The 24,953-nt window shown below is 44.4% G+C and carries 20 protein-coding genes and 2 pseudogenes; 16 read left to right on the plus strand and 6 right to left on the minus strand.

The window, feature by feature from the left end; all coding sequences use genetic code 11:
- Nucleotides 1-345 precede the first annotated feature (345 nt).
- Together ung and SU60_RS19390 are read left to right on the plus strand one after the other, a co-directional pair.
- Nucleotides 346-1,026: a uracil-DNA glycosylase gene (ung, locus tag SU60_RS19385; RefSeq protein WP_041156954.1), complete on the plus strand. Its 681-nt coding sequence runs from the start codon at nucleotides 346-348 to the stop codon at nucleotides 1,024-1,026.
- A gap of 110 nt (nucleotides 1,027-1,136) precedes the next feature.
- Entirely contained in the window at nucleotides 1,137-1,691 is a 555-nt protein-coding gene (locus SU60_RS19390) for a hemerythrin domain-containing protein (protein ID WP_041156955.1), read from the plus strand.
- A gap of 45 nt (nucleotides 1,692-1,736) precedes the next feature.
- Here SU60_RS19390 and SU60_RS19395 read toward each other — a convergent pair whose 3' ends face one another.
- Entirely contained in the window at nucleotides 1,737-1,922 is a 186-nt protein-coding gene (locus SU60_RS19395) for a DUF3545 family protein (protein ID WP_041156956.1), read from the minus strand.
- Nucleotides 1,923-2,637: 715 nt separating this feature from the next.
- On the opposite strand from SU60_RS19395, the gene SU60_RS19400 reads away from it, so the two are divergent.
- Both SU60_RS19400 and yaaA read left to right on the plus strand, forming a co-directional pair.
- Complete coding sequence (locus SU60_RS19400; protein WP_041157010.1) at nucleotides 2,638-4,071, plus strand: alanine/glycine:cation symporter family protein; 1,434 nt, start codon at nucleotides 2,638-2,640, stop codon at nucleotides 4,069-4,071.
- A gap of 117 nt (nucleotides 4,072-4,188) precedes the next feature.
- Complete coding sequence (gene yaaA / locus SU60_RS19405) at nucleotides 4,189-4,965, plus strand: peroxide stress protein YaaA (protein WP_041156957.1); 777 nt, start codon at nucleotides 4,189-4,191, stop codon at nucleotides 4,963-4,965.
- A 98-nt stretch (nucleotides 4,966-5,063) separates the two neighbouring features.
- On the opposite strand, the gene srmB is transcribed toward yaaA, so the two are convergent.
- Nucleotides 5,064-6,284, minus strand: a complete 1,221-nt coding sequence (srmB, locus tag SU60_RS19410) for an ATP-dependent RNA helicase SrmB (protein ID WP_041156958.1) — start codon at nucleotides 6,282-6,284, stop codon at nucleotides 5,064-5,066.
- Nucleotides 6,285-6,390: 106 nt separating this feature from the next.
- Complete coding sequence (locus tag SU60_RS19415) at nucleotides 6,391-7,110, minus strand: tRNA1(Val) (adenine(37)-N6)-methyltransferase (protein ID WP_041156959.1); 720 nt, start codon at nucleotides 7,108-7,110, stop codon at nucleotides 6,391-6,393.
- Nucleotides 7,111-7,425: 315 nt separating this feature from the next.
- Between SU60_RS19415 and brnQ the strand changes: the two genes are divergently transcribed.
- Complete coding sequence (gene brnQ, locus SU60_RS19420) at nucleotides 7,426-8,736, plus strand: branched-chain amino acid transport system II carrier protein (protein ID WP_041156960.1); 1,311 nt, start codon at nucleotides 7,426-7,428, stop codon at nucleotides 8,734-8,736.
- Between the two features lie 106 nt (nucleotides 8,737-8,842).
- On the opposite strand, the gene fldB is transcribed toward brnQ, so the two are convergent.
- The gene (fldB, locus tag SU60_RS19425; RefSeq protein ID WP_041156961.1) at nucleotides 8,843-9,361 is read right to left on the minus strand and encodes a flavodoxin FldB; all 519 of its coding nucleotides are present in this window, start codon (nucleotides 9,359-9,361) and stop codon (nucleotides 8,843-8,845) included.
- 169 nt (nucleotides 9,362-9,530) lie between these two features.
- On the opposite strand from fldB, the gene xerD reads away from it, so the two are divergent.
- The 7 genes and pseudogenes from xerD to SU60_RS19460 all read left to right on the plus strand — a co-directional run bounded on the left by xerD (nucleotide 9,531) and on the right by SU60_RS19460 (nucleotide 18,360).
- On the plus strand, nucleotides 9,531-10,448 hold the full coding sequence (gene xerD / locus SU60_RS19430) for a site-specific tyrosine recombinase XerD (protein ID WP_041156962.1): 918 nt from the start codon (nucleotides 9,531-9,533) through the stop codon (nucleotides 10,446-10,448).
- A gap of 24 nt (nucleotides 10,449-10,472) precedes the next feature.
- Nucleotides 10,473-11,261: a bifunctional protein-disulfide isomerase/oxidoreductase DsbC gene (dsbC, locus tag SU60_RS19435; RefSeq protein ID WP_041156963.1), complete on the plus strand. Its 789-nt coding sequence runs from the start codon at nucleotides 10,473-10,475 to the stop codon at nucleotides 11,259-11,261.
- A 44-nt stretch (nucleotides 11,262-11,305) separates the two neighbouring features.
- Nucleotides 11,306-13,044, plus strand: a pseudogene (gene recJ, locus SU60_RS19440) (single-stranded-DNA-specific exonuclease RecJ).
- A gap of 148 nt (nucleotides 13,045-13,192) precedes the next feature.
- A protein-coding gene (prfB, locus tag SU60_RS19445) for a peptide chain release factor 2 (RefSeq protein ID WP_128814729.1) occupies nucleotides 13,193-14,291 on the plus strand; the annotation gives its coding sequence in 2 pieces (ribosomal slippage) (nucleotides 13,193-13,267 and nucleotides 13,269-14,291; 1,098 coding nt in all).
- 34 nt (nucleotides 14,292-14,325) lie between these two features.
- The gene (lysS, locus tag SU60_RS19450; protein ID WP_041156965.1) at nucleotides 14,326-15,843 is read left to right on the plus strand and encodes a lysine--tRNA ligase; all 1,518 of its coding nucleotides are present in this window, start codon (nucleotides 14,326-14,328) and stop codon (nucleotides 15,841-15,843) included.
- A 380-nt stretch (nucleotides 15,844-16,223) separates the two neighbouring features.
- Nucleotides 16,224-17,558, plus strand: coding sequence for a cyclic-di-GMP-binding transcriptional regulator VpsR (gene vpsR / locus SU60_RS19455; protein WP_041156966.1), 1,335 nt, complete (start codon nucleotides 16,224-16,226; stop codon nucleotides 17,556-17,558).
- 550 nt (nucleotides 17,559-18,108) lie between these two features.
- On the plus strand, nucleotides 18,109-18,360 hold the full coding sequence (locus tag SU60_RS19460) for a hypothetical protein (protein WP_041156967.1): 252 nt from the start codon (nucleotides 18,109-18,111) through the stop codon (nucleotides 18,358-18,360).
- A 151-nt stretch (nucleotides 18,361-18,511) separates the two neighbouring features.
- Here the strand turns inward: SU60_RS19460 and SU60_RS19465 are convergent, their stop codons facing one another.
- Entirely contained in the window at nucleotides 18,512-19,546 is a 1,035-nt protein-coding gene (locus SU60_RS19465; protein WP_041156968.1) for an NADP(H)-dependent aldo-keto reductase, read from the minus strand.
- 153 nt (nucleotides 19,547-19,699) lie between these two features.
- Between SU60_RS19465 and SU60_RS19470 the strand changes: the two genes are divergently transcribed.
- Entirely contained in the window at nucleotides 19,700-20,011 is a 312-nt protein-coding gene (locus SU60_RS19470) for a DUF6482 family protein (RefSeq protein WP_041156969.1), read from the plus strand.
- Between the two features lie 55 nt (nucleotides 20,012-20,066).
- Here the strand turns inward: SU60_RS19470 and mutH are convergent.
- Nucleotides 20,067-20,749: pseudogene (gene mutH, locus SU60_RS19475) on the minus strand (DNA mismatch repair endonuclease MutH).
- 618 nt (nucleotides 20,750-21,367) lie between these two features.
- Here mutH and rppH point away from each other — a divergent pair.
- From rppH to SU60_RS19490, 3 genes are read left to right on the plus strand one after another with little or no spacing between them, the layout of a single operon-like run.
- Nucleotides 21,368-21,889 (plus strand): RNA pyrophosphohydrolase, encoded by a 522-nt coding sequence (gene rppH / locus SU60_RS19480; protein ID WP_041156970.1) that lies wholly within the window; start codon nucleotides 21,368-21,370, stop codon nucleotides 21,887-21,889.
- 2 nt (nucleotides 21,890-21,891) lie between these two features.
- Nucleotides 21,892-24,138: a phosphoenolpyruvate--protein phosphotransferase gene (gene ptsP / locus SU60_RS19485; protein WP_041156971.1), complete on the plus strand. Its 2,247-nt coding sequence runs from the start codon at nucleotides 21,892-21,894 to the stop codon at nucleotides 24,136-24,138.
- 6 nt (nucleotides 24,139-24,144) lie between these two features.
- Nucleotides 24,145-24,936, plus strand: coding sequence for a sulfite exporter TauE/SafE family protein (locus SU60_RS19490; RefSeq protein WP_041156972.1), 792 nt, complete (start codon nucleotides 24,145-24,147; stop codon nucleotides 24,934-24,936).
- Nucleotides 24,937-24,953: the final 17 nt, after the last annotated feature.

Consider the following 24,953-nt stretch of genomic DNA (forward strand, 5'->3'; position numbering starts at 1 on the left):
GCATCTTTCTTTCTAGGGAGAATCAGTTCCCTAGAAACAAGGATGTCATTATGTCTCGAGCACTATCAGTTGTTGCCTTTTCTTCCGCTAGACGCGCTGTACGCCTACCAGCTCCTAACCGTCATATTCATGGCCATGGGCATTTTCGAACGCCGCAGAAACACTGATTGAACTGTCTTATGAAAATGTTTGTTGTTTAACAAGATGTTCACTTCGTGACAAGATGCTCTTTAGCCTTGGCGTTCGCTGGGAATAAAGGGATCAGTATCTGAATGTTAGGGAAGGTTTTGTCTGTTTGAGTTTGGATGGTTAGAATAGATTCAAATTTTACTACAGGTACTTTTCATGAATTTGTTACCAACCTGGCATGATGTGATTGGCGAAGAGAAAAAGCAAAGTTACTTTGTTGATACATTGAATTTCGTTGAAGCAGAGCGTGCAGCAGGGAAAGCGATTTACCCTGCAGCAAAAGACGTATTCAATGCGTTCCGTTTCACTGAGTTCAAGGACGTGAAAGTCGTGATATTGGGACAAGATCCCTACCATGGCCCAAATCAGGCTCACGGGTTATGTTTCTCTGTATTACCGGGAGTTAAAACACCGCCGTCTTTAGCGAATATGTATAAAGAACTTGCTCAGGATATTGACGGGTTTCAAATACCTCAACATGGATTCTTGCAGAGTTGGGCAGAGCAGGGCGTACTCTTGTTGAACACCGTTTTGACGGTTGAACAAGGCAAAGCTCACTCCCATGCTAAAACTGGCTGGGAAACATTCACTGATAAGGTTATTGAAGCAATAAATTTGCATCAGCAAGGCGTAGTGTTCTTACTTTGGGGCGCTCATGCACAGAAGAAGGGGAGGTTTATTGATCGCTCTAAGCATCATGTGCTGTCTGCGCCACATCCATCCCCTTTGTCGGCTCACCGCGGCTTTTTCGGCTGCAAGCATTTCTCTCAAGCAAATCAATTGCTCACTTCGCAAGGGAAGTCACCCATTAATTGGCATTTGCCGTCTATAGTATAAAGCAGACAGTAACGTTTCTTTTTCTCGATCGCTGTTTTTTTGAGCGTGCTCAATCTGAAAATGCGTTTCTCATGTACACTTATTAAAAGAAGGTGTTAAGGAGAGACGCTATGATGATCGAAAGAATCCGACGTGAACACGGCTATATGGTTCGTTTGTTGGCGATATTGCGCCACAAGCTTAATGAAATAAAACGCGAACAACCGATTAACTACGCACTCGTTGGTGAGATTGTCGACTACCTTGCGAATCATTCGGAAAAAGTGCATCACCCGAAAGAAGACATTCTCTATCACCATTTCCTAAAGCAGTACGGAAAGCAACAACATATAGAGAACCTTGAGAAAGAGCACCAAGAGCTTGCGGTGAAAACCAAAGACTTTGCCTCGGTGATCGAAATGATTCTTCAAGATGCTGTTGTACCACAGGACATGTTTCTAGCTCATCTTGAAGATTTTATTGAGTCACAAAAAAATCACCTAGAGCTCGAGGAGCGTAAGATTTTGCCACTGATTGAAGAGTTATTTACTACCGAAGACTGGCAGTATGTTGAAAATCTATGGAGCGAAAATGAAGACGATCCAGTCTTTGGTGATACGATCGCTGATCGTTACAAACAACTGGCTGAGCGTGTTCGTCAAAACAAAACCGAGTTTGTTGACTGAGGTTTAAACAAACAAAAGGCACCTGAGAGGTGCCTTTTGTATGAATCAGAGTTTAATATCTTCTAAGTTGTAGTCATTGCAGACGTCGAGCTCTCTTAGTTCTTTAAGTAGATTGCGTCTGTCGTTCATTTCTTCAATTTCACGCCACTTTCGTTTTATAGGTTTGGCACGAGATTTGGTTGTAGAGGTCGTGTCTAGATTAAAAATGTCATCCAGTTGAAAGCCTTCCATAAGCCACCTTACCTTTCTTAGCTAAAATGCTGTCACCACTCCTTGCGGAGCCTTTTAAGTACCACAACATTCGTGAGGATAACCATGATACGTTTCGCATTTGTGTCGCTTATATGACAGTTTTGTGCAAAAACATTCCGATAATCACATTTTTTGTTCAAGGTGTTGCGCAAAAAATAAACAAACGAGCAAGTTGAGAGAATTAAATCAACAGATTTTTGATGTTAATTTGAATGATTAATTTTACAGACATAGCAAGGAGTTCGGTTGCATAAAACTGGTTTGATGAAATAGTGCTCAATAATACAGAAACAAACGCAGTAGCCACATCTAATGCCTTGTGAATACTAGCTTATGAGAGAACTTTTGCGTTGTTGAATGGTTTACGATCATAACTAGGTTTTTGTTGCTAAGTTGTAATTATAATGTTTTGATTTGTGAGGGTATGTTTTCTTGTTTATGTTACCTTTTGGTGATTTTATAGTGAAAAACAACAATGATACTCATGCTGTTGCGTATTGATTTTTGCGTCTCCTGATTGCATTATCCGCCCGTCAAAAAACACACTGGTACGTAAAATGGATGCATGAAGCGACGTTTACGATTCTAGATTGCTCATAAAAAAACGAATTCGCCTAGGACTCTTTGACACTAGGCAGGCAATTTAGTGGATGGCTTGGACGCAGAGACCGGTGCAACTCACTCTGAGGTACGCATGACAGACTTAATCAATTTAATGAATGATCTCCTGTGGGGATCTATTCTAGTTTATCTTCTGGTTGGGGTTGGGATTTACTTCACCATTAGATTGGGATTCATACAATTCCGCCATTTTGGCCATATGTTTACGGTTCTAAAGAACAGTCGCAAAGCAGACAAAGCTGGTATTTCTTCTTTCCAAGCACTTTGTACCAGTCTGGCGGCGCGTGTTGGTACAGGTAACATGGCGGGGGTGGCAGTTGCTCTTACTGCTGGTGGTCCCGGTGCGATTTTTTGGATGTGGCTGATTGCGATGCTTGGCATGGCAACGTCATTTGCAGAAAGTACATTGGCACAGTTATACAAAACCAAAGATGATGATGGTAACTACCGTGGTGGTCCTGCCTATTATATGGAAAAAGGGCTGGGCATGCGTTGGATGGGCGTTCTGTTCTCCGTATTCCTTATCATCGCTTTTGGTTTGGTATTTAACGCCGTACAAGCAAACTCAATAGCGAATGCAATGAGTGCAGCTTTTGGGTGGAATAATCATTACGTTGGCATTGCAGTTGTTGTTTTGTCCGCTGTTGTTATTTTTGGTGGTATTAAACGTATCGCAAAAGTGGCTGAGATGATTGTTCCTGTCATGGCGCTGTTATACTTGGCGTTGGCGCTAGTTGTTATGTTTGCCAACATTGAAAAGTTACCTGCGGTATTGGCACTTATCTTTAAGAGTGCATTTGGTCTGCAAGAAGCGGCTGCTGGTGGCTTAGGCTACGCGATTGCTCAAGCCATGATCAATGGTGTCAAACGTGGTTTGTTCTCAAACGAAGCTGGTATGGGTTCTGCGCCTAACGCGGCAGCGTCTGCAACCCCATACCCACCGCACCCAGCCTCTCAGGGTTATGTACAGATGCTTGGTGTGTTTATGGATACCATCGTTATCTGTTCTTCTACCGTGGCGATTATCCTCATGTCTGGAGAGTATGTCGGCCAAGCAACTGAAATTACCGGGATTGAGTTGACTCAACGAGCGTTAAGCTCACAAGTCGGTGAGTGGGGCAGCATTTTTGTTGCAGTTGCGATATTCTTCTTCGCATTTACGTCGATCATCGCAAACTACTCATACGCGGAAACGAACTTGATTTTCTTGGAGCATAACCATAAAGCAGGGGTGAAACTTTTCCGTTTAGTGTTCCTGGGTATGGTCATGTTCGGTGCACTGGCATCGCTACCAGTCGTGTGGTCATTGGCGGATGTTTCAATGGGACTTATGGCCATTGTAAACTTAGTGGCGATCATTCTACTGTCTGGTATCGTTATCAAGCTTGCAAAAGATTACAACCGTCAATTGGATGAAGGCAAAGTCCCGACCTTTGATGTGAACGACTTTCCTGAACTTAAGTCACAGCTAGAAGAAGGCATTTGGGACACCCCTAAAAAAGGCTAAGTGCGTTTATTACTGACTGATTGTTGAAAGCTATTAGCCCGATTTGTAAAGCCATGCAGACATTGCATGGCTTTTTTTTGTACTCTAGTAAAAAACAGAATTAGGGAAGTAAAAGTCATGCTTATCGTAGTTTCTCCTGCTAAGACACTTGATTATGAGTCTCCTCTAGCGACAGAAAAATTTACTCAGCCTGAGCTCGTTGGTTATTCAAAAGAGCTGATAGATGTTTGTCGTAAATTGACACCCGCTGATGTGGCGTCGTTGATGAAGGTGAGTGACAAAATTGCAGATTTAAACGTCGGTCGATTCCAAGAATGGAGCGAGACATTTACCACTGCTAACTCTCGTCAGGCATTGTTAGCATTTAAAGGCGATGTTTATACCGGACTAGAAGCTGAAACGTTTTCGGAAGCGGATTTTGACTATGCTCAGGACCATTTGCGAATGCTATCAGGGCTGTACGGTTTGCTAAAACCCTTAGATCTAATGCAACCGTATCGCCTAGAAATGGGAACGAAGCTTGCTACGGATAAAGGCAACAATCTTTATCAGTTTTGGGGGAATGTGATTACCGATAAGCTTAATGAGGCGATTGCGGCACAGGGCGACAATGTTCTCATTAATTTGGCTTCCAATGAGTACTTTAAAGCGGTAAAACCAAAGAACTTAGATGCTCAGGTGATCACACCAATTTTTAAAGACTGTAAAAACGGGCAGTACAAAGTGATCAGCTTTTATGCGAAGAAAGCACGCGGCATGATGGCGCGCTACATCATTGAAAACCGTATCGAAAGCGTGGCTGATTTGACCAAGTTTGATACGGCGGGTTACTACTTTGTCGAAGATGAATCAACGCCAACGGAGTTAGTGTTTAAGCGTGAAGAGCAAAATTGATCACACGGTTTCAGGTAGTAAAAAAGGGTTGGCATTGCCAACCCTTTTTTGCGTCAGTAAGTCAGTGACTTACGTTTGTACGTTAGTCACTCTGAAGATTACTTTTTAGTTACTTTCTTTTTCGCTGTTTTCTTCTTGTCTTCTTTTTTCTTTTTCTTCTTAAATACAGGCTTTTTGTGCTTTGGTCGCATTTCTTTGATAAAACGTTCTTTGATATCTTCTTTGACGTAACGTGCAACGCGGTCCATCATCGGTTGATCGTGCGCTTCGACGATTGAAATAGCGTTACCTTTTTTACCTGCACGAGCGGTACGGCCGATTCGGTGTAAGTAAACATCTGCTGTGCGCGGTAAATCGTAGTTAATTACGTGAGAGACATCAGGAAGGTCGATACCACGCGCGGCTACGTCGGTTGCAAGTAGTACATTTACACTGCCATCACGGAAGCGTGAAATCGCGTTATTACGACGATCTTGTGGCATTTCACCTTGAATCCACGAGCAAGGGATTTGCGCACTTTCAAGTTGACTGCGCAGTTCCGCCAGACGCTCACGTGTTTTCAAAAAAACGATCGTGCGCTCAGCTTGTTGGGTAATGATGTGTTTTAGGAGTGCTAACTTGTGCTCGGCGTCATCAGCACGGTGGTACCACTGGGCTATTTTCTTACGCTCACGCAGTGGGGACTTAGCATCAATTTCTGCGGGATTGTTTAACAGATCCGCAGTGAAACCTTCGACACCCCTACCTTCTAGCGTCGCTGAAAATAGCAGGGTCTGTTTACGCCAGCGGCACTCGTTAGACAGACGGTCAACCGTCGGCGCAAAGCCCATATCCAGCATGCGATCCGCTTCATCTAAAATTAACCATTCAATGGCACGACAGTCAAAGCGCTCCGCATCAATGTACTCTTTCAAACGTCCCGGTGTTGCAACAACGATGTCTTGCGTTGTGGAAAGAATGTCGGCGTGCTCTTGGTATTGAACGCCACCCGTGATGGTGAAGATGTTCAACTTCGTGTTTTTGGCGAGCGCCCGTGCTTGGTCTGCAACCTGCATCGCGAGTTCGCGTGTTGGCGTTAAGATCAAAACACGTGCTGGCCCTGGCTTACGGCGCGGAAAATCTTGTAAGTATTGCAAAGCAGGCAGTACGAATGCTGCTGTCTTACCCGTTCCTGTTGGTGCAGAGGCAAGAACGTCTCGACCATCCAATGCTTGTGGGATCGCTTCCGCCTGAACGTTTGTTGGGCGAGAAAAGCCCATATCTTCAATGGCATCGAGTAAGTTTGGGTCTAGATCAAGTTCAGCAAAGGTTCTGATCACAATGAGTTCTCCACAAGCAAGGCTTGATTAATGGTTCGCCGCAACAGCATAAAATACGAAAAGGTTGAACATTATAAAGTATTGGTGACAAGGATCACATGTTATTTCACATCTTAAGATAAAACGCCCGAGTTAACCGGATAAAGTCGTCACTATAACCGGAAGAAGAGTGAATGAGCATGTGTGTTTCCTGCGTATCGTTGGGCTGCTTGGTTAATTCAATCAACAAACGGTGGACGGGTTTTCGCTCAGAGGGTTGCACGCGGCAAAGTCGCCCTAAATACCAGCCTTGGTTTAACGCAATATCAATAAACTGCGTACCTTCTGTCACGGGTAGAACAAAACTCGCGGTGCCATCTTTTTCCAGCAAATGAAAGCAGCATTGCAACAATTGATCGTGACGTAGAGAGTCTGTGTGCCTTGCCGTTGCTCTTTGGCTCTGTTTTGATTGCTCACCACTATTAAAATAGGGCGGATTACAAATGATTCGTTGGAATAGACGAGATGGCGTAAAGTGCAAAACATCGGAGTGTAAAACCGTCAGCCTGTCCGACCATGGGGATTGAGCAACGTTTTTAGTCGCAGCCTGGATTGCCGAACATTCGATGTCTAACGCGGTAATTTGGGCATGTTTGAAACGTTGAGCACACATCAATGCTAATAAACCAGTCCCCGTTCCAATGTCTAGTATGTCAGCCTCCTGAGAGCATTGAATCCAAGCACCCAGCATCACACCATCTGTGCTGACTGGCATACCACTCTCACCGCCTTCGATAAAAAACTGCTTAAACTTGAAACTTTTCGTTTTGAATGTGTCGCTTTTCATGATGTTTTGTATGTGCTCTAAATTTCAGTTACTTTATCTAATGTTTATTTTTTGTGTAGATTGTTATTTTGTTGGTTATGAATTCGTATACTAAATTGATCAGAGTTTAAAACTAGTTTTTTATTGATTTTTTGGTTTTATTCACTGTCTTATCGTTTTTAATTTGAATTAATATGGTGTTTTTTTCTTTTGGGTTGATAAATGATGGTGGTTTCGTCATTATGCGGCGGATTTTTATATTGAACCACGTATATTTCGTATACAAAAAGTGGTCGATGCATACACAACATTTATTAACTAAAACAAGGGTTATCTGTGAAACAAGCACTAAAACTAACAGATATTATCGCAATAGGCTTTATGCTATTTGCGTTCTTTTTGGGAGCTGGCAATATTATTTTCCCTCCTCTAGCGGGTCAGTTAGCGGGTGAAAACTTGCTACCTGCTATGTCCGGTTTCTTGCTAACAGCGGTAGGTCTGCCTCTTATTACTATCGTTGCTATTGCTGTTGCAGGAGGTACTTGGGACCATCTCACGCAAGATCTACCGAAAAAAGCGGCTGTGATTATGGCGGCGCTGATCTTCATCATCATTGGTCCTGCATTTGCGGCGCCACGTACTGGGTTAGTGGCTTACGAAATGGCGGTTAAGCCGTTCTTTATTGAAGCGACTCAGACGCACCTTACTGCGTTTTCCGTGATTTTCTTCTGTGTGGCAATGCTGTTTTCTTGGTTCCAAGGCCGTCTTATCGACCTCATTGGTAAAGTATTGACGCCGGCGCTATTCATTGGTTTGTTGGTCCTTGCTGTAGCAGTATTTGTCGATCCGCAAGGCGATATGATGTCGGCGCATGGCGAGTACCTAACCCAGCCGCTAACCAAAGGCTTTTTGGAAGGTTACAACACCATGGATACTTTTGCTTCGTTGATGTTTGGCATGTTAATGGTCGATGCGCTGCGTGGCAAAGGCATTACTGAACGTTCAGCAACCACTAAGTATCTGATCTTTGCCGGTTGTATTGCTGCTGCTGGTTTGGCGTTTGTTTACATTTCACTATTTTACCTTGGCGCAACGAGTGCGACTGTTGCCGCGGGTGCGGATAATGGTGGTGTGGTGTTAAGCCAATACGTTCAAGCATTGTTTGGGCCATATGGACAAATTGTGTTGTCAGTGATTGTGCTTTTAGCCTGTTTAACCACAGCCATTGGTTTGATTTCTGCTTGTTCTGATTTCTTTGCTTCTAAAACATCGCTGTCGTACAAGCACTGGGTGCTGATCAACGGTGCAGTGTGTGCGTTGGTTGCAAACGTTGGTCTTACGCAGTTGATAGCGTTGTCTGTACCAGTATTGTTTGCACTTTACCCGGTGGCGATTGCGTTGGTTGCACTGACATTTGTGCGTAGCAAGCTACAAAACACACGTTTTGCTTATCGTGCTGTGTTGTTGGTATCACTACTGTTTGCCTTAGTCGATGCGGCGAAAGTTGCAGGTATTGATGTGTCGGCATTTAACTTCCTACCATTGTTTGAATATGGCATGGGGTGGGTACTACCGACTTTCGCAGCAATTGTTTGTATGTTCTTTATCTCGAAGCCTCAAGCCGAGCTTGCAGAAAAAGCGGCGTAATTGCGCTGAATATACGTGACTATCACTTGATACTCATTGAATAAAAAAGCTCGATGGCGTCATCACGTCCATCGAGCTTTTTTGTTTTCTATGCTTGGTATGAGATTTACAGCGTATCGTGAAATTCAACGAGCACTTGCTCACACCACTTTTCAATACGCTCATCGCTGAGCTCATATTGAGAGTCTTCATCTAACGCTAAGCCAACAAACTGACTGCCGTCCTCGGTTAATGCTTTTGAGGCTTCGAAATTATACCCTTCATTTGGCCAGTAACCGATAAACTGGGCGCCCGTGGCTTTGAGCTCGTCATGAAGCAGTCCCATTGCATCTAAGTACCATTCGCCATACCCTTCTTGATCGCCCAGACCAAACAATGCGACGACTTTGCCTTTTAGCGGCGTTGATGAAATGTCTTGCCAAATTTCATTCCAGTCTTCTTGAATTTCGCCAAAGTCCCAGGTTGAAATACCAATGAGCAATAAATCGTAATCCGCCATTAGTGAAAGCGGGGTTTCTTTCACATTGTGAATGTCGACAAGATCTTCTCCAATCATGTTTCGAATTTTTTCTGCTGCCATTTCGGTGTAGCAGGTCGTTGAGCCGTAAAAGAGTCCTATTTTCATTGCTTATGTCATTAGTTTTTGTTGCTGTTGGGGAGGATTTTAACCTTAAATTGATGCTGAATGCAGCGAATATCGTGAGATTGCTTAACTAAGGCAATTTTTTATAGCATTCAACGGGGCGCTGCCTTACTCTCATCAAATAGTAGTAAATAGAGAAAAGGAAGCATCCATGACGGCACAACAGCCTGTCAATCAACAAGATTTTGCTTTGGTAGAGCAGTTCTTGGATACGATGTGGATGGAGCGTGGGCTGTCTGAGAACACATTGGCTTCGTATCGAAATGATTTAGTTAAATTGCTCGTGTGGATGGAGCAGCAGAGGTATCGCCTTGATTTCATCAGTTTATCGGGGCTGCAAGAGTATCAAACCTACTTGGTTGATTTAGATTATAAGCAAACCTCACGAGCTCGGATGTTGTCCGCTATTCGGCGTTTATTTCAGTACTTGCATCGAGAAAAAGTTCGCGGCGATGACCCCAGTGCTTTATTGGTCAGTCCGAAGTTGCCTCAGCGCTTGCCTAAAGACATCAGTGAAGAACAGGTCGATGCCTTGTTGGATGCTCCCGATCCGAATGACCCCGTTGAGATGCGTGATAAAGCGATGTTGGAGCTACTCTACGCGACGGGCTTACGTGTTACCGAGTTAGTAAGCCTAACGATGGAGAACATCAGTTTGCGTCAAGGCGTTGTCCGTGTCACGGGTAAAGGTGGGAAGGAACGTTTGGTGCCCATGGGAGAAAGCGCGGTAGATTGGATAGAAGCGTTTATTCAACAAGGTCGTCCCGCACTGCTTGGCGAAACCTCTTCTGACGTTGTTTTTCCGAGTAAACGGGCCAGACAAATGACGCGTCAGACGTTTTGGCATCGGATTAAATACTATGCTGTGATCGCGGGTATCGATACGGAGCAATTGTCACCACACGTTTTACGACACGCGTTTGCGACACATTTATTGAACTACGGCGCAGATCTCAGGGTCGTACAGATGCTGCTGGGTCATAGTGACTTATCGACCACGCAAATTTATACTCACGTGGCGACTGAGCGATTGAAGCAGATCCACAGTCAACACCACCCAAGAGCATAATGATAGAATTTTAAGGTGAATTTAATGAGCGTATTACGCCGACTAACTCTACTGACGTTACCCTTTTTTGTTGCCGCCTGTGGTGCAGAAGAGAGTCAGGCAAAAACGGAAACCCCAGCACCTCAGATCGCAGCTGCGGCAACACAACACTTTGACGAAGCGGAATTGAAGAGTAAATTTTCGAAGTTGGGATTGTCGGTAATTGACGTCCAGCCATCGGATGTTGCAGGTTTGGTTGAGATTCAGACCAATGGCGGTGTGTTGTTTGCTTCGAATGATGGTGATCACTTTATTGCTGGGACGCTCTATGCTCTTGATGAGAATGGCGGATATAAAGATGTTATCGCAGAGCGTCAAGCGCCTATCAATGCTGCAAAACTGGCGAAGTTTTCTGATAGCGTGATCGAATATAAAGCGGACAACGAAAAGTATGTAGTCACGGTGTTTACGGATATCACATGCGGTTACTGTGTGCGCTTACACAGCCAAATGCAGGGTTACAATGACTTAGGCATTACGGTCCGCTACATGGCTTATCCTCGCCAGGGAGTTACAGGCCCTGTGGCTGAGCAAATGGCAACCATTTGGTGTGCGGAAGATCCTAAATCCGCAATACATAACGCGAAAGTAAACCGTACTTTCGAAAACCCAGCGAAAGATCTAGAACAGTGTAAACAAACGGTTCAACAGCATTATGACCTGGGGCGTGAGTTAGGTATCTCAGGCACTCCTGCGATTTTCTTACCGAATGGCGAGATGGTTGGCGGTTACCTACCTCCTGCAGAGTTACTCAAACGGTTACAGCAACAATAATCCTTTAAGGAGTGGGGTTGTGATATCACCAACTCCTTTTTATCATGATAGAAATTCAACGACGTCCTGAGCCGGACTTGTCCCGTTTACCCGATTCGATACCACCCATTTTAAAGCGTATTTATATCAACCGTGGCATCACAGATATCGCGCAACTCGAGACTTCTGCTCGAGGCTTGCACTCATATCAAAAGCTTGGCGGCATTGACCAGGCGGTCACATTACTCTTCCAAGCGATTCGAGAACAAAAGCGAATTATTGTCGTTGGCGATTTTGATGCCGATGGTGCGACAAGCTCCGCTTTGTCAGTCCTCGCATTAAGAATGCTAGGCAGTTCGAATGTCGATTATTTAGTCCCCAATCGGTTTGAAGACGGTTATGGCTTAAGCCCCGAAGTGTTGATCAAGCGTTGGAACTCGGAGCGGAGATGATAATGACCGTGGATAACGGCGTCTCCTCCATTGATGGAGTTCGCTACGCTAAACAAAACGGTATTACTGTGTTGGTGACGGATCACCACTTGCCTGGACAAGAGTTACCCGACGTGGACGCCATGGTGAACCCCAATCTAGAAAGTTGTGCTTTTCCGTCTAAAGCCTTAGCGGGCGTCGGTGTGGCGTTTTATCTTATGATGGCGTTGTGTGTCCACATGCGTAAACACAACTGGTTTACTGAACAAGGGATGCAAGAACCAAAGCTCATGGAGCTGATTGACCTTGTCGCGTTAGGTACGGTGGCTGACGTCGTGCCTCTGGACGAGAACAATCGAATTCTGGTCCATCAAGGTTTGCAGCGTATTCGTGCGGGCAAAGCGCGACCTGGGATTCAAGCGCTGATCGAAGTGGCGAAACGTGATGCCCGACGGCTGGTTGCTTCTGACTTTGGATTTGCTCTTGGTCCTCGTATCAATGCCGCAGGTCGTCTCGATGATATGTCTTTCGGTGTCGAGTTATTGATGTGTAACAATATCCATGCTGCACGTCGTATGGCAAGTGAGCTCGATGGGTTGAATCAAACTCGAAAAGAGATTGAAGAGGGGATGAAACAAGAAGCGATGGCGTTTTGTGAACGCCTGCAGTTTGGTGAAAACAGTAACCTGCCACACGGCCTCGCGCTGTTTCAACGCGACTGGCACCAAGGTGTGATTGGTATTTTAGCTTCTCGTATCAAAGAAAAATTCCACCGTCCCGTCATCGCGTTTGCCGATGGGGGTGAAGGCACCATCAAAGGCTCTTGTCGTTCCATCCCCGGTTTGCATATGCGAGATGCATTGGATTTTATTGATACGCAAAATCCGGGGTTGATCATGAAGTTTGGTGGTCACGCGATGGCGGCTGGCTTAACCATCAAAGAGCAGGATTTTGAGCGTTTTAGCCGCTTGTTTGATGATGTTGTGAAAAAAGAGTTGGATCAGGCGGCACTAAAAGGGGTAATTCTGTCTGATGGTGAGCTTAAACCAGAAGAGTTTTCCATGCATGTTGCGGAGCAGCTCCGTGCAGGTGGGCCCTTTGGTCAGGCATTCCCAGAGCCGGTTTTTGATGGTGAATTTAAAGTATTGCACCAAAAGTTGGTCGGAGAAAAACACCTTAAACTGATGTTAGAGCCGCTCTACAAAGGTCTTCCTACCAACGTCATGATTGATGGTATTGCCTTCAATATTGATTTGCGTCGCTGGCCGGATGCCTCAGTAAAAACGGTGCGTTTGGCATATAAGCTGGACATCAACGAGTTCCGTGGTAACCAATCTTTGCAATTGATGATTGATCATATCGAAGCGAAGTAAACGCTAATTTGAGCATGGCCTTGTGGGATGTCGAGGTCGTGCTTCATTCCATCGTAATCTCATTTCTCATTCGAAATTTTCCTGTATCTCTGTCACATTTTTCAGTAGAATTCCTCGGTTAAATTCTAGTCTAAAATGTTGAGTAAACATGTTTGAAATCAATCCAATTAAAAACCGTCTGCAGGACGTGTCTGAGCGCACGAATGTCCTGAGGGGGTATCTTTGACTATGACGCTAAGAAAGAGCGTCTAGAAGAAGTTAACGCAGAACTTGAACAACCGGATGTATGGAATGAGCCTGAACGCGCACAAGCGCTGGGTAAAGAGCGTGCATCTTTGGAAGCCGTCGTTGAAACGATCGACCAACTTGACCAAGGTGTAGAAGACGTTGACGGTCTTCTCGAGCTTGCGGTTGAAGAAGAAGATCAAGAAACATTTGACGAAATTGAACCAGAGCTTGTTGAGTTAGAAGAAAAACTAGCCAAGCTTGAATTCCGACGCATGTTCTCTGGTGATCACGACAGCTCCGACTGCTACATCGACTTGCAGTCTGGTTCTGGCGGTACTGAGGCACAAGACTGGACCAATATGTTATTGCGCATGTACTTACGCTGGGCAGAAGCAAAAGGCTTCAAAGCGGAAGTCATTGAAGTGTCAGAAGGCGAAGTGGCAGGTCTTAAATCTGCGACAGTCCGAATTTCTGGTGAATACGCTTACGGTTGGTTACGTACAGAAACTGGTGTCCACCGCTTAGTGCGTAAGTCGCCATTTGATTCTGGCGGCCGTCGCCATACATCATTTGCGTCTGCGTTTATCTACCCTGAAGTAGATGAAAATATTGATATCGACATTAACCCTGCGGATCTACGTATTGATGTATATCGTGCGTCAGGTGCAGGTGGTCAGCACGTCAACACCACGGAATCAGCGGTGCGTATTACTCACGTACCAACCAATACAGTGGTTCAGTGTCAAAATGACCGTTCTCAACATAAAAACAAAGATCAAGCGATGAAACAGCTTCGAGCGAAGCTATTTGAGCTTGAGTTGCAAAAACAGAATGCGGAAAAACAAGCCAATGAAGACGCGAAGTCAGACATCGGCTGGGGCAGTCAGATCCGTTCATACGTATTGGATGACTCACGCATTAAAGATCTCCGTACAGGCATTGAAAACCGTAATACCCAAGCGGTGCTCGATGGCGACCTTGATAAATTTATTGAAGCTAGCCTGAAATCAGGTCTATAACGCTTTTCACCGACAAAAACAGGATACATCGAAAATGACTGATGCTGTTCAAAACGAAACCGCACAAGAAGAGAATAAGCTGATTGCTGAACGCCGCGCTAAGTTGGATGAAATCCGAAAGAGCTGCAAAGCAAACGGCCACCCAAATGATTTCCGTCGTGATGCTCTGGCTGGCGACCTGCAAAAAGAGTTCGGTGAAAAGACCAAGGAAGAGCTAGAAGCGCTTAACCATGTGGTTGCGATCGCGGGTCGTATTATGGCGAAACGTGGTCCATTCCTTGTGATTCAAGAAACGTCTGGTCGCATTCAAGCGTACGCGGCAAAAGATGTACAAAAAGAACTTAAAGCTAAATATCAAGGTTTAGATATTGGTGACATCATCGGTGTGAAAGGTGCACTGCATAAATCTGGCAAAGGCGATCTGTACGTCAACATGGAAGAGTACGAGTTGCTAACCAAAGCATTGCGTCCTCTACCAGAAAAATTCCACGGTCTGACTGACCAAGAGATGCGTTACCGCCAACGTTACGTTGACCTGATCGTGAATGAAGATTCTCGCCAAGCGTTTATCGTTCGCTCTAAACTGGTTTCTGCGATTCGTAACTTCATGAGCTCAAAAGGTTACTTAGAAGTAGAAACGCCAATGATGCACGTGATTCCGGGTGGTGCGACTGCGCGTCCATTCATCACGCACCACAACGCACTAGACATCGATATGTTCCTACGTGTGGCACCAGAGCTATACTTGAAGCGTCTGGTTGTTGGTGGTTTTGATCGTGTATTCGAAATCAACCGTAACTTCCGTAACGAAGGTCTTTCGCCTCGTCACAACCCAGAATTCACCATGATGGAATTCTACCAAGCTTACGCTGACTACAAAGATCTGATGGATCTGACGGAAGAAATGCTCAGCACAGTCGCAATGGAAGTTTTGGGCTCTACATCCATGCCATACGGCGAGGAAACGGTTGAATTCGGTGGTACTTACGCACGCATGAGCATGTTTGAAGCGATCAAACATTACAATCCAAACCACGAGCAAATTCAGGCATTGACTGAAGAAGATCTGCAAAACCGTGATCTTATGGTTTCTATCGCGAAGTCAGTGCATGTAGAAGTGGAATCTTTCTGGACTTGCGGCCAGTTGTTGGAAGAAATTTTTGGTGAAACCGCTGAGCCTCAGTTGATTCAACCAACATTCATCACTGGCTACCCAGCGGATATTTCTCCACTGGCACGTCGTAGCGATGATAATCCATTCTTCACTGACCGTTTTGAGTTCTTTATCGGTGGTCGTGAAGTCGCGAACGGTTTCTCTGAGCTTAACGATGCGGAAGATCAAGATGAGCGTTTTAAAGCGCAAGTAAACGCGAAAGATGCGGGTGATGATGAGGCAATGTATTACGATGCCGATTATATTACCGCTCTTGAACATGGCCTTCCGCCAACAGCGGGTCAGGGTATTGGTATCGATCGTCTTGCCATGCTGTTCACGAATACACACACGATCCGTGATGTTATCTTATTTCCAGCGATGCGTCCGCAAGCATAATTCGTGCTGAATGTTTAAAAAGCCACCTGCGGGTGGCTTTTTTTGTGTCTGTTATTTAATTTGAAATATTAAGTTGTCATTTATGCTAGACATATGAGTCATATAGTGGATTACAGGCATTATTAATTATAATAATTAGTTTAATAATAAAATCGTGGTTTATATTAGCACCATATCCTGCTTTGTTTAGTGACTTGAACAGGTCCTATCTGAGAGGTGTATCGAGTAGATATAAAAATGAGTGTTAGCAAAATCTCAATTTATTGCATAGTCTTAATGTTAAGACAGACTTGGCAAAAAGTAGTCTCGATAATGTTACTCGTCCGCAAAGTAGATTTGTGACGCGAAATTTCTATTAATAATGCATAAAGGGTTAGAAAATGGCTGGGCAGTTTAAGATGGATTCCATTCCGGGATCGCTTGTCGTCGTTGGCGGAACTTACGAACCTTGGTTATCAGTACTAGAACAAGTGGGTTGGAAGTGTCACCAAGTGGGTGATTTGCGTAAAGCCAATACTTTATTAGAAGATATTGGACCGTGTATTGGTATCGTCGATCTCAGCCAAGATGAATTCAGCTTAAATGGTTTAGCCAACTTGGTCAGCACGCATAAACATGTTCGCTGGTTGGCATTTATCCGTGAGTCTCAATTAGGCACTGACACGATTTGCCAATTCATCGTCAATTTCTGTATCGACTTTTTCACCGCGCCCATTCCGGACGCTCAGTTACTCAGCACCATTGGTCACCAGTTAGGTATGCTGAAACTCGAGAAAAAAGTTTGGCCGACATTTGGTAGTAGCTTAGATATGGGGCTAGTGGGCGAATCCATTCCGATGAAGCGCCTACGTGACCAAATTAAACGTATCGGTCCTACAGATGTCAGCATCCTGATCTCTGGTGAAAGCGGAACAGGCAAAGAGGCTGTTGCACGCTCTATACACAAAGTGTCTTCACGCTCTCATAAGCCCTTTATGTCAGTCAACTGTCGAGCTCTAAGTGAGCAACGTTTCCAAGCGGAAGTGTTTGGTGGGGAAAATTGTGCGGATTCTGGCCCTAGCATACTAGAACAAGCTGACGGTGGTACGGTACTGTTTAACGACATCCTCACCATCTCTAAAGAGCAGCAGATGAACCTGTTGAGGTTCTTGCAAGAAGGCACTCTCGAGACGAAAGATGGCTTAAAAAATGTCAATGTGCGTGTGTTAGCTGCTAATTCAGCCGATGTTGAGAAAGCCCTGATCAATGGTGACTTCAATGAGGAATTGTACCATTACATTAATGTACTGCGTATCAACGTGCCGAGTTTGAAAGAGCGCGCTAGTGATATCGCATTGTTAGCTCGATTTTACTTATTAGAGTTTTCAAAAGAATATAACTCGCAAGCGAAAAGCTTTTCAGAAGACGCGATTAAAGCGTTAACCCGCTACTTTTGGCCTGGTAACGTGCGCGAATTGATGAACCAAATTAAGCGTGCGGTATTGATGTCAGATAGCATTATTATCGAAGATTTTCACCTAGATTTACCACAGCGTAACGAAGCAAAGAGAAGCTTAAAATCGATCCGTGAAAAAAGTGAGCGTGATGCATTGCTCGTGGTTTTAGAGTCACACTCTGGTCAGGTTTCCAATGCGGCAAAAGAGCTTGGTGTTTCTCGCGCGACCATGTACCGCCTATTGAACAAGCATAACCTAATTTCAGAACCTGCTATGTAGTGGTTTTTATATCTGAAGCAACAGCAAAAAAGGAGCGATGGTCGCTCCTTTTTTTGTTTTTTAGAGTCATTTCAGGGTGATGAATTAATGGGTGTTCATGCTAGTGATGAACTAATGACAGCGTTAAACTTTGCATAATAATTATTCATTAGGCGAATGTTTTGTGTTTATTTATATATGCAACTAAGCCTTGGTGGATTGGTTTGTTTTTAACCAAAAGTTAAAAAACTGTTTGATATAAATCCTCATTTGCATACAATTTAACCATAACTCAAGGAGTTATATCACTTATTAAACGGATTAATTTTTAGCTAGGAGGCGCAAGATGAAACATTACGCAGTTAATACTCGTGCTTGCGCTGATCGAATTGTTGTCGCGACCATTCGCATGATGGCCGATAAACACACATCTGGCTCAAAACATAAAATTAATCCGTAACCTTTCTAATGTTCACTAGGCTGCGGAAAATAGCGGCTTAGTCTATACAGATATTTGTTCTCTTCGTCCTATTTTCCCAGTCAACTCTATGTCGATAACTGGGAGAAAATTATGCGTCACTCAATCTACTTAAAACTTGCAACTCTGCTTTTAAAAGCCGACCTAAAACGTGAAGAAAAAGAATGGCAGCGTAAGGTACGCCGTAGTGCTCACGATATTCCATGGGCTAACCCTCATTTACTAAGAGATATCGGTTTGGATGAAGATGGTCGCTCAACTCAAGCGAGCGTGCCGGATGCAGTCAAAATTGAACGTCGTGTTCGTCACCTTCGCCGAGCTTTAACTTCGCGAATAAGTACGTAATTGATTGCGTGTTGGGATTGAGTCATTTTCTATTGACGATTGTATTTTCGCTCAACACGCGATACAGATAAATGTGAAAGCAAAAGGCTGGCCTTGATGGCCAGCCTTTTGCGTTTACGAGCGTTTTTTACAGGCTGTGTGGGGAGAGCCATTAGGGACAAGGATTGGAGTATGTGGTCCCAATCGCTTGAATTTCAGTCAAGATCTCATCCGTTAGCTGGATATCAATACTATCGATATTGGCTTTTAACTGATCGAGATTCGTGGCGCCTATGATGTTGGAGGCAACAAACGGTCGTTGATTGACAAAAGCGAGGGCCATTTGAGCCGGATCCAAACCGTGATCTTTCGCCAAAGCCACATACGCTTCGGTTGCTTTGACACCCTGTGGTGTAAAGTAACGTGCAAAACGTTCCCATTTTGAACAGCGGGCGCCAGCTGGTTTTGCACCGTTTAAATATTTGCCACTCAAACAGCCAAACGCCATTGGTGAGTAGGCCAGTAACTGCACGCCTTCGTAGTGGCTGATTTCAGACAAGCCGACTTCGAAGCTTCGGTTTAGTAGATTATAAGGGTTTTGGATTGAGACAATACGTGGCAAATCGTGTTTTTCTGCTAGACGTAATAGAGACATGACGCCCCATGGTGTTTCGTTAGAAACACCGATGTAACGTACTTTTCCTGCTTTCACTAGATCGTTCAGCGCTTCGAGTGTCTCAATCAGAGTGACTTCTTCTTGCTTATCTGGGTAGGGATAGTTGAGTTGACCAAAGCAGTTGGTTTGACGTTGCGGCCAGTGCAATTGGTACAGGTCCACGTAATCCGTTTGCAATCTCTGTAAGCTGCTATCAATGGCGTCATGGACATGTCGGCGGTTTAAACTCATGTTCTCGCGAATATAAGGCACATTGCGTGGACCGGCGACTTTAGTCGCTAAGACTACTTTTTCACGTTTGCCTGATTTGGCTAGCCAATTACCAATGTATTGCTCAGTAAGTCCCTGTGTTTCTGCATTGGGAGGGACTGGATACATCTCTGCGGTATCGATGAAGTTGACCCCATGATCAAGGGCAAAATCAATTTGTTCAAAGGCTTCTTTTTCTGTGTTTTGTTCACCAAAAGTCATGGTGCCTAGGCAGATCTTGCTGATCTCGAGCGAGGAGTGCGGTAATTTTGTGTATTGCATTTCACGTCCTTGAGAGTTACCCGCTTAATAAGTCATTCCAATATAGGGGATTTTACGTCTAATCCGCAAATGATTTACAAATTAGATGCCCAATGACTCGAAAGCTATACACACCACAACTACACTTAAAAAATGTTTAGAAGGAGGTGCACTATGCAGAAGCATCAACTGGACATGTGGGTACATGGTCAACATAAATCCAGCTATAAGGTGCCCAAGATCTTTGTCATCGGATGTTCGGATGTCTCTGAGTATTTATTAGCGGTGGAATACAAGCATCAACTTGAACCAATCAAAGACGGTGAAGATCCTGTGCATTTTGGTTCGCTTGAATTGGTAAAAGAAGAGCTATTAAGGCTTGGGATCGATAAAGCTTATTTGAGGTTACATAACGCTTATGACGAGTGTGGCAGTGAGGGATCGGCTTCCTATTGCGACATTGAGCTCTCTTTAGTCACACATTAGTGTTTCCGGTTACCGACCATGCGAGAGTGAGGGATCCACCGCAATAAACCTAGGCTTATTGGTTTTGCTGAGTGTTTATGTAGTGTTTTAATAGGATCTGCTCGGTAAATTGTGTTCTGAGATAAAAACCTCGAGGCAACGTTTTTATCGGCTTACCGTTTGAGCTGTACGCTTCGGTGAGCGCTTTGGAGTTTGCGGCTTTCGGACGTAAATGCAGTGCCTCTCCGGTTCTGGCAGAAATTTGATCAAACTTACCGAATACGATCAATTCCATCAATTCTTCCCAATCATTACGCAAAATGCGATCTTCTTCTTCATCGGGCGACCAGATTAACGGGTTACCAACCCGGCGCTCCGCAAGCGGAATTTCTCGTTCGCCTTCGACCGGAACCCAGAGTACACGTGAGAGTTTATTACGTACGTGGCTCGTTTCCCATGTTAAACCATGTACGCCAGTTAACGGGGCGACACAAACAAACGTGGTTTCGAGTGGACGTCCAGAATAGCCAATCGGAATGCTTTTTAATTCGATCCCAAGTTTAGAGAAATCTTGCTGGGGTTTACTACCAGCAGGGGCACCTAAGTGCCACTCGAGCAATTGTCCGACCCAACCTTTATCTCGCTTGAGGTTATCAGGAACGATCATACTGCTTCCTCAGCCAATTCAGCGAAGCTCAACCCAGCAATATCTTGGGCGCGTTCCATCAATTCTGTTTCTGTTTGAGGTTCTGGTTTCATAATGGCAGCATGACGATTGAAAAACTCTAGTCTAACAAATTTCGATAAAATCGCCTGTTTAAGATTGCATCGGATTGGACGAATAATGATCCATCCATAACTTATCCACAGGAGAGCGTCAATTGTCATGGATCGAACGGGATGCTGGATGAATAGACAGGGGTTAAAGTCTGTATTTAGACTTGATTTTATAGCGGTATCGTGAAGTTATACGGAATGAGTGTGGATAAATAAGGTGTTGATGGATCTTTGACCGATCTAGGTTTGGTGAAAAGATCATCAGAATTTAAAAGATCAATTATTCGATAGGTTTGTTTTAAAATCTATACTTATCATTAGTTTAGTGTGCTAATTTTCTTTTTTACTTCAACCTGTGATGAGTGCTTATAAAGCAAAATATTTTTTAACACCGAATTCTTCACAAAGTTATTCACAGAAAAGGTGAATAAATGTGGGCCATGTCTCACAGTTATGTTGATAAGGTCTTTTTCGATTAAAAGATATTCAATATTGCTGAAAAGGTAATAAATCTTGCGTATATCACATCAGTAAGTTTGCTAGTAATGGGGATATGTGGAAAAATCACGGTAATAAAAAATTATTCATAGAGGTTAGCCAGTGATAGATGGCGATGGTTACCGACTGAACGTTGGTATTGTGATATGTAATAACCATGGTCAGGTCTTCTGGGCTAAACGATACGGGCAACATTCATGGCAATTTCCACAAGGTGGAATTGATGAAGGTGAGACTCCAGAACAGGCAATGTTCCGGGAGTTGTATGAGGAAGTCGGTTTAACGAAAAAAGACGTTAAGGTCATTGCAACAAGTCGTCATTGGTTAAGATATAAGCTACCAAAACGATTGGTGCGTTGGGACTCCAAGCCTGTTTGTATCGGCCAAAAACAGAAATGGTTTCTATTGCGATTGGAGTGTGATGAATCACGTATCAACATGCAACGCGGGAAATCTCCTGAATTTGATGGTTGGCGCTGGGTGAGTTACTGGTATCCAGTAAGGCAAGTTGTTTCTTTCAAGCGCGACGTTTATCGTCGAGCAATGAAAGAGTTTGCATCTTTAGCCATGCCTTTTCGAGAAAGAAAAGCGAAAGGGAAAAGAAAAAAACAACGTAGAGGATAGTCATGCTCAGCCAGCTAAGGGAAATAGTTGAAAAAGTCTCCAGAGTCGATGATGTGCATCTGGCCTTCGATATATTGGTGAAAGAGACGTGTGCTGCCCTTCGCACTGAGTGTTGTACCATTTATCTGGCTAATGAAGAAATGCAGCGCCTTGAGTTGATGGCGACTCAAGGCCTTATTTTTGAAGGTGATAGTATTCATATCAACTTCAATGAAGGTTTGGTTGGTCTCGTTAAGCGAAGTGCTGAACCACTTAACCTAGCTGAAGCCTCTAAACACCCTGAGTTCAAATTCTTCCCTCAACTCGGTGAACAAATCTTCCACTCTTTTCTTGCCACTCCAATTATTCATCGCAAACAAGTGTTAGGTGTGTTGGTCATCCAACAAAAAACACCGCGTTTGTTCAGTGAGATGGAAGAGTCATTTTTAGTGACCTTGTCGGCACAGCTCGCAGTATTAATTGCTCATGCCCAAAATCTTGGTCATTGGCAACTAACCTCGAAGCCGACAAAGATTAAAGGTGTGCCTGCCTCAACCGGTGTTGCGATAGGAGAGCTTTGGTTTGACGATACGCAGCCGAGTTTGTCAGACGTCTTTCCCGCCTCCACGCTAGACAAAGATCGAGAACATGAGCTTCTGTTGGTTGCCATCGAGCGAGCACTGAATGACTTTCGTCGAATGCGTAAGAAGCTAGATAGTGAAATCAACAAAGATGCGTTGGCGATTTTTGATTTGTTTACCCACTTGCTTAACGACCCGATGTTGCGCGGTGATCTTAAGAAACAAATCGAGAAAGGAGACCGAGCTGATTGGGCATTGCGTCAGGTTGTTGAATCCTATTCGAATCGGTTTGCTCGAATGTCAGACGTGTACATGCGTGAGCGCGCGCAAGACGTCAGAGAATTAGGTCAACGTTTGCTTTACTTCCTGCAGAACAGCGAACAAGAACAGTCTTCTATTGATCGTCCAGTCATCCTTGTGGCCAATGAGCTCACTGCTACGCTACTCGGTTCTGTTCCAAAAGAGTATTTGTTAGCGGTGATTTCTTTGGAAGGGGGGGCGAATTCCCATGCTGCTATCTTATCACGCGCGCTAGGTGTACCAGCGATCATGGGTGCGAACATCAATACCGAGCTGATCAACGGTAAGCAAGGGATTGTTGATGGCTACACTGGGGAAATTTTTCTCGAACCAAACCGCCAGCTACTGCGTGAATATCGCAGTTTAGTGAGTGAAGAGTCTGAGTTGACCGCGATGGTGAACAAAGATCTCACCTTGCCAGCGATGACACAAGACAATCATCATGTTGAAGTCATGCTTAATGCAGGACTCAGTGCAGACAGTAATATTGCGGTTAATGCCGGGGTAGATGGAGTGGGGCTGTATCGCACTGAAATCGCATTTTTACTTCAGCATCACTTTCCATCCGAAGATGAACAGTACCATCAATATCGTTCGATACTGAAAGGTTATTCGAATCAACGAGTTGTTATGCGTACTTTGGATATTGGTGGCGACAAACCTTTGCCGTATTTGCCGATTGAAGAAGATAATCCCTTTCTAGGTTGGCGAGGCATTCGCTTTACCCTCGATCATCCGGATATCTTCCTGATTCAACTGCGCGCGATGTTACGGGCAAGTGCTGATAGTGGCAACTTGAGTATTTTGCTGCCTATGGTCTCTGGCGTGAAAGAGTTAGATGATGCGCTTGAGCTTATTCAGCAAGCGTACAGTGAAGCTGTGCTGCTCGATGAGCGTATTAAGAAGCCTAGCGTTGGGGTAATGATTGAAGTGCCCTCTATGGTGTACTTGTTGCCTCTGGTTGCAAAGCGAGTCGATTTTGTTTCCGTTGGGACTAACGATTTAACTCAGTATTTATTAGCAGTAGACCGGAACAATTCTCGTGTATCTGATGTCTATGAATCTATGCACCCGGCAGTATTGTTGGCACTCAAACAGATTCATGACGTTTGTCAGCAGCATCAGTTGCCAGTGTGTGTCTGTGGTGAGCTTGCGGGTGATCCATTCGGCGCGCTTTTGCTCTTAGGGTTAGGGTATACCAGCTTGAGTATGAATACCTCGAACGTGGCGAAAGTAAAGTATTTAATTCGCCACAGCCAGCAACAAGAATTAGAGAAACTAGTGGAACGAGCTATGACCCTTTCCTATGGACAAGATATTCATCAAATGATGAACGATTACTTCATTCAGCAAGGTTTTGCTGGTTTTGTACGAGCGGGTAAGAAGTAGATCACAGTGACCATTTCTTTGTTTTTGTTATTGTTGGCGCTGGGCGCATTTGTCGGTGTGATGGCAGGCTTGCTCGGTATCGGTGGTGGGCTGATAGTTGTTCCCGCGTTATTGTACCTTCTCCCTCTTGCGGGGATTTCTCCTGAATTGAGTATGCATATGGCGCTGGCGACTTCGTTAGCCAGCATTATTGTCACATCGGCCTCTTCCACTTTAAATCACCTTAAGTTGGGTAACGTTGATGTGTTTGTAGTTAAGTGGTTAATGCCAGGAGTCGTCGTTGGTGGTTTTTTGGGGGCGAGTTTGGCAGAGTGGATTCCGACTCACTATTTACCCAAAATATTTGGCGTGATTGTGTTGTGCCTTGCAATCCAAATGTTACGTTCAATTAAAATCACAAGTGGTAAACCGATGCCAACTAGTGCCGTTACGATGTGCTACGGTGCAGGCATTGGTATTGTATCAAGCCTTGCAGGTATCGGTGGCGGATCGCTCTCGGTACCTTTTTTGAATAAGCACGGTGTTGAGATGCGTAAAGCGGTAGGTTCCTCTTCGGTATGTGGTTGTGTCATTGCGATTTCAGGAATGATCGGCTTTGTTTTACACGGCGTCAATATTGAAAATTTACCTGCATACAGTCTCGGTTATGTATACCTTCCCGCATTGCTTGCGATTGCAATGACGTCTATGTTGACGACTAAAGTTGGGGCCAAGTTAGCCACGACACTTCCTACCGCAATGCTAAAGAAAATATTCGCGGTATTTTTAATGTTTGTTGCAGCAACCATGCTGCTGTAAAGTTCCTCCATTTGATT

It is taken from the genome of Vibrio mytili (genome assembly GCF_000830505.1).
Classification (GTDB): domain Bacteria; phylum Pseudomonadota; class Gammaproteobacteria; order Enterobacterales; family Vibrionaceae; genus Vibrio; species Vibrio mytili.

What these genes read in the sequence shown, in the direction of transcription:
- ung (WP_041156954.1), top strand. Translation starts at nt 346, where the DNA reads ATGAATTTGTTACCAACCTGGCATGATGTGATTGGCGAAGAGAAAAAG.
- SU60_RS19390 (WP_041156955.1), top strand. Translation starts at nt 1,137, where the DNA reads ATGATGATCGAAAGAATCCGACGTGAACACGGCTATATGGTTCGTTTG.
- SU60_RS19395 (WP_041156956.1), bottom strand. Translation starts at nt 1,922, where the DNA reads ATGGAAGGCTTTCAACTGGATGACATTTTTAATCTAGACACGACCTCT.
- SU60_RS19400 (WP_041157010.1), top strand. Translation starts at nt 2,638, where the DNA reads ATGACAGACTTAATCAATTTAATGAATGATCTCCTGTGGGGATCTATT.
- yaaA (WP_041156957.1), top strand. Translation starts at nt 4,189, where the DNA reads ATGCTTATCGTAGTTTCTCCTGCTAAGACACTTGATTATGAGTCTCCT.
- SU60_RS19415 (WP_041156959.1), bottom strand. Translation starts at nt 7,110, where the DNA reads ATGAAAAGCGACACATTCAAAACGAAAAGTTTCAAGTTTAAGCAGTTT.
- fldB (WP_041156961.1), bottom strand. Translation starts at nt 9,361, where the DNA reads ATGAAAATAGGACTCTTTTACGGCTCAACGACCTGCTACACCGAAATG.
- xerD (WP_041156962.1), top strand. Translation starts at nt 9,531, where the DNA reads ATGACGGCACAACAGCCTGTCAATCAACAAGATTTTGCTTTGGTAGAG.
- dsbC (WP_041156963.1), top strand. Translation starts at nt 10,473, where the DNA reads ATGAGCGTATTACGCCGACTAACTCTACTGACGTTACCCTTTTTTGTT.
- lysS (WP_041156965.1), top strand. Translation starts at nt 14,326, where the DNA reads ATGACTGATGCTGTTCAAAACGAAACCGCACAAGAAGAGAATAAGCTG.
- vpsR (WP_041156966.1), top strand. Translation starts at nt 16,224, where the DNA reads ATGGCTGGGCAGTTTAAGATGGATTCCATTCCGGGATCGCTTGTCGTC.
- SU60_RS19460 (WP_041156967.1), top strand. Translation starts at nt 18,109, where the DNA reads ATGCGTCACTCAATCTACTTAAAACTTGCAACTCTGCTTTTAAAAGCC.
- SU60_RS19465 (WP_041156968.1), bottom strand. Translation starts at nt 19,546, where the DNA reads ATGCAATACACAAAATTACCGCACTCCTCGCTCGAGATCAGCAAGATC.
- SU60_RS19470 (WP_041156969.1), top strand. Translation starts at nt 19,700, where the DNA reads ATGCAGAAGCATCAACTGGACATGTGGGTACATGGTCAACATAAATCC.
- ptsP (WP_041156971.1), top strand. Translation starts at nt 21,892, where the DNA reads ATGCTCAGCCAGCTAAGGGAAATAGTTGAAAAAGTCTCCAGAGTCGAT.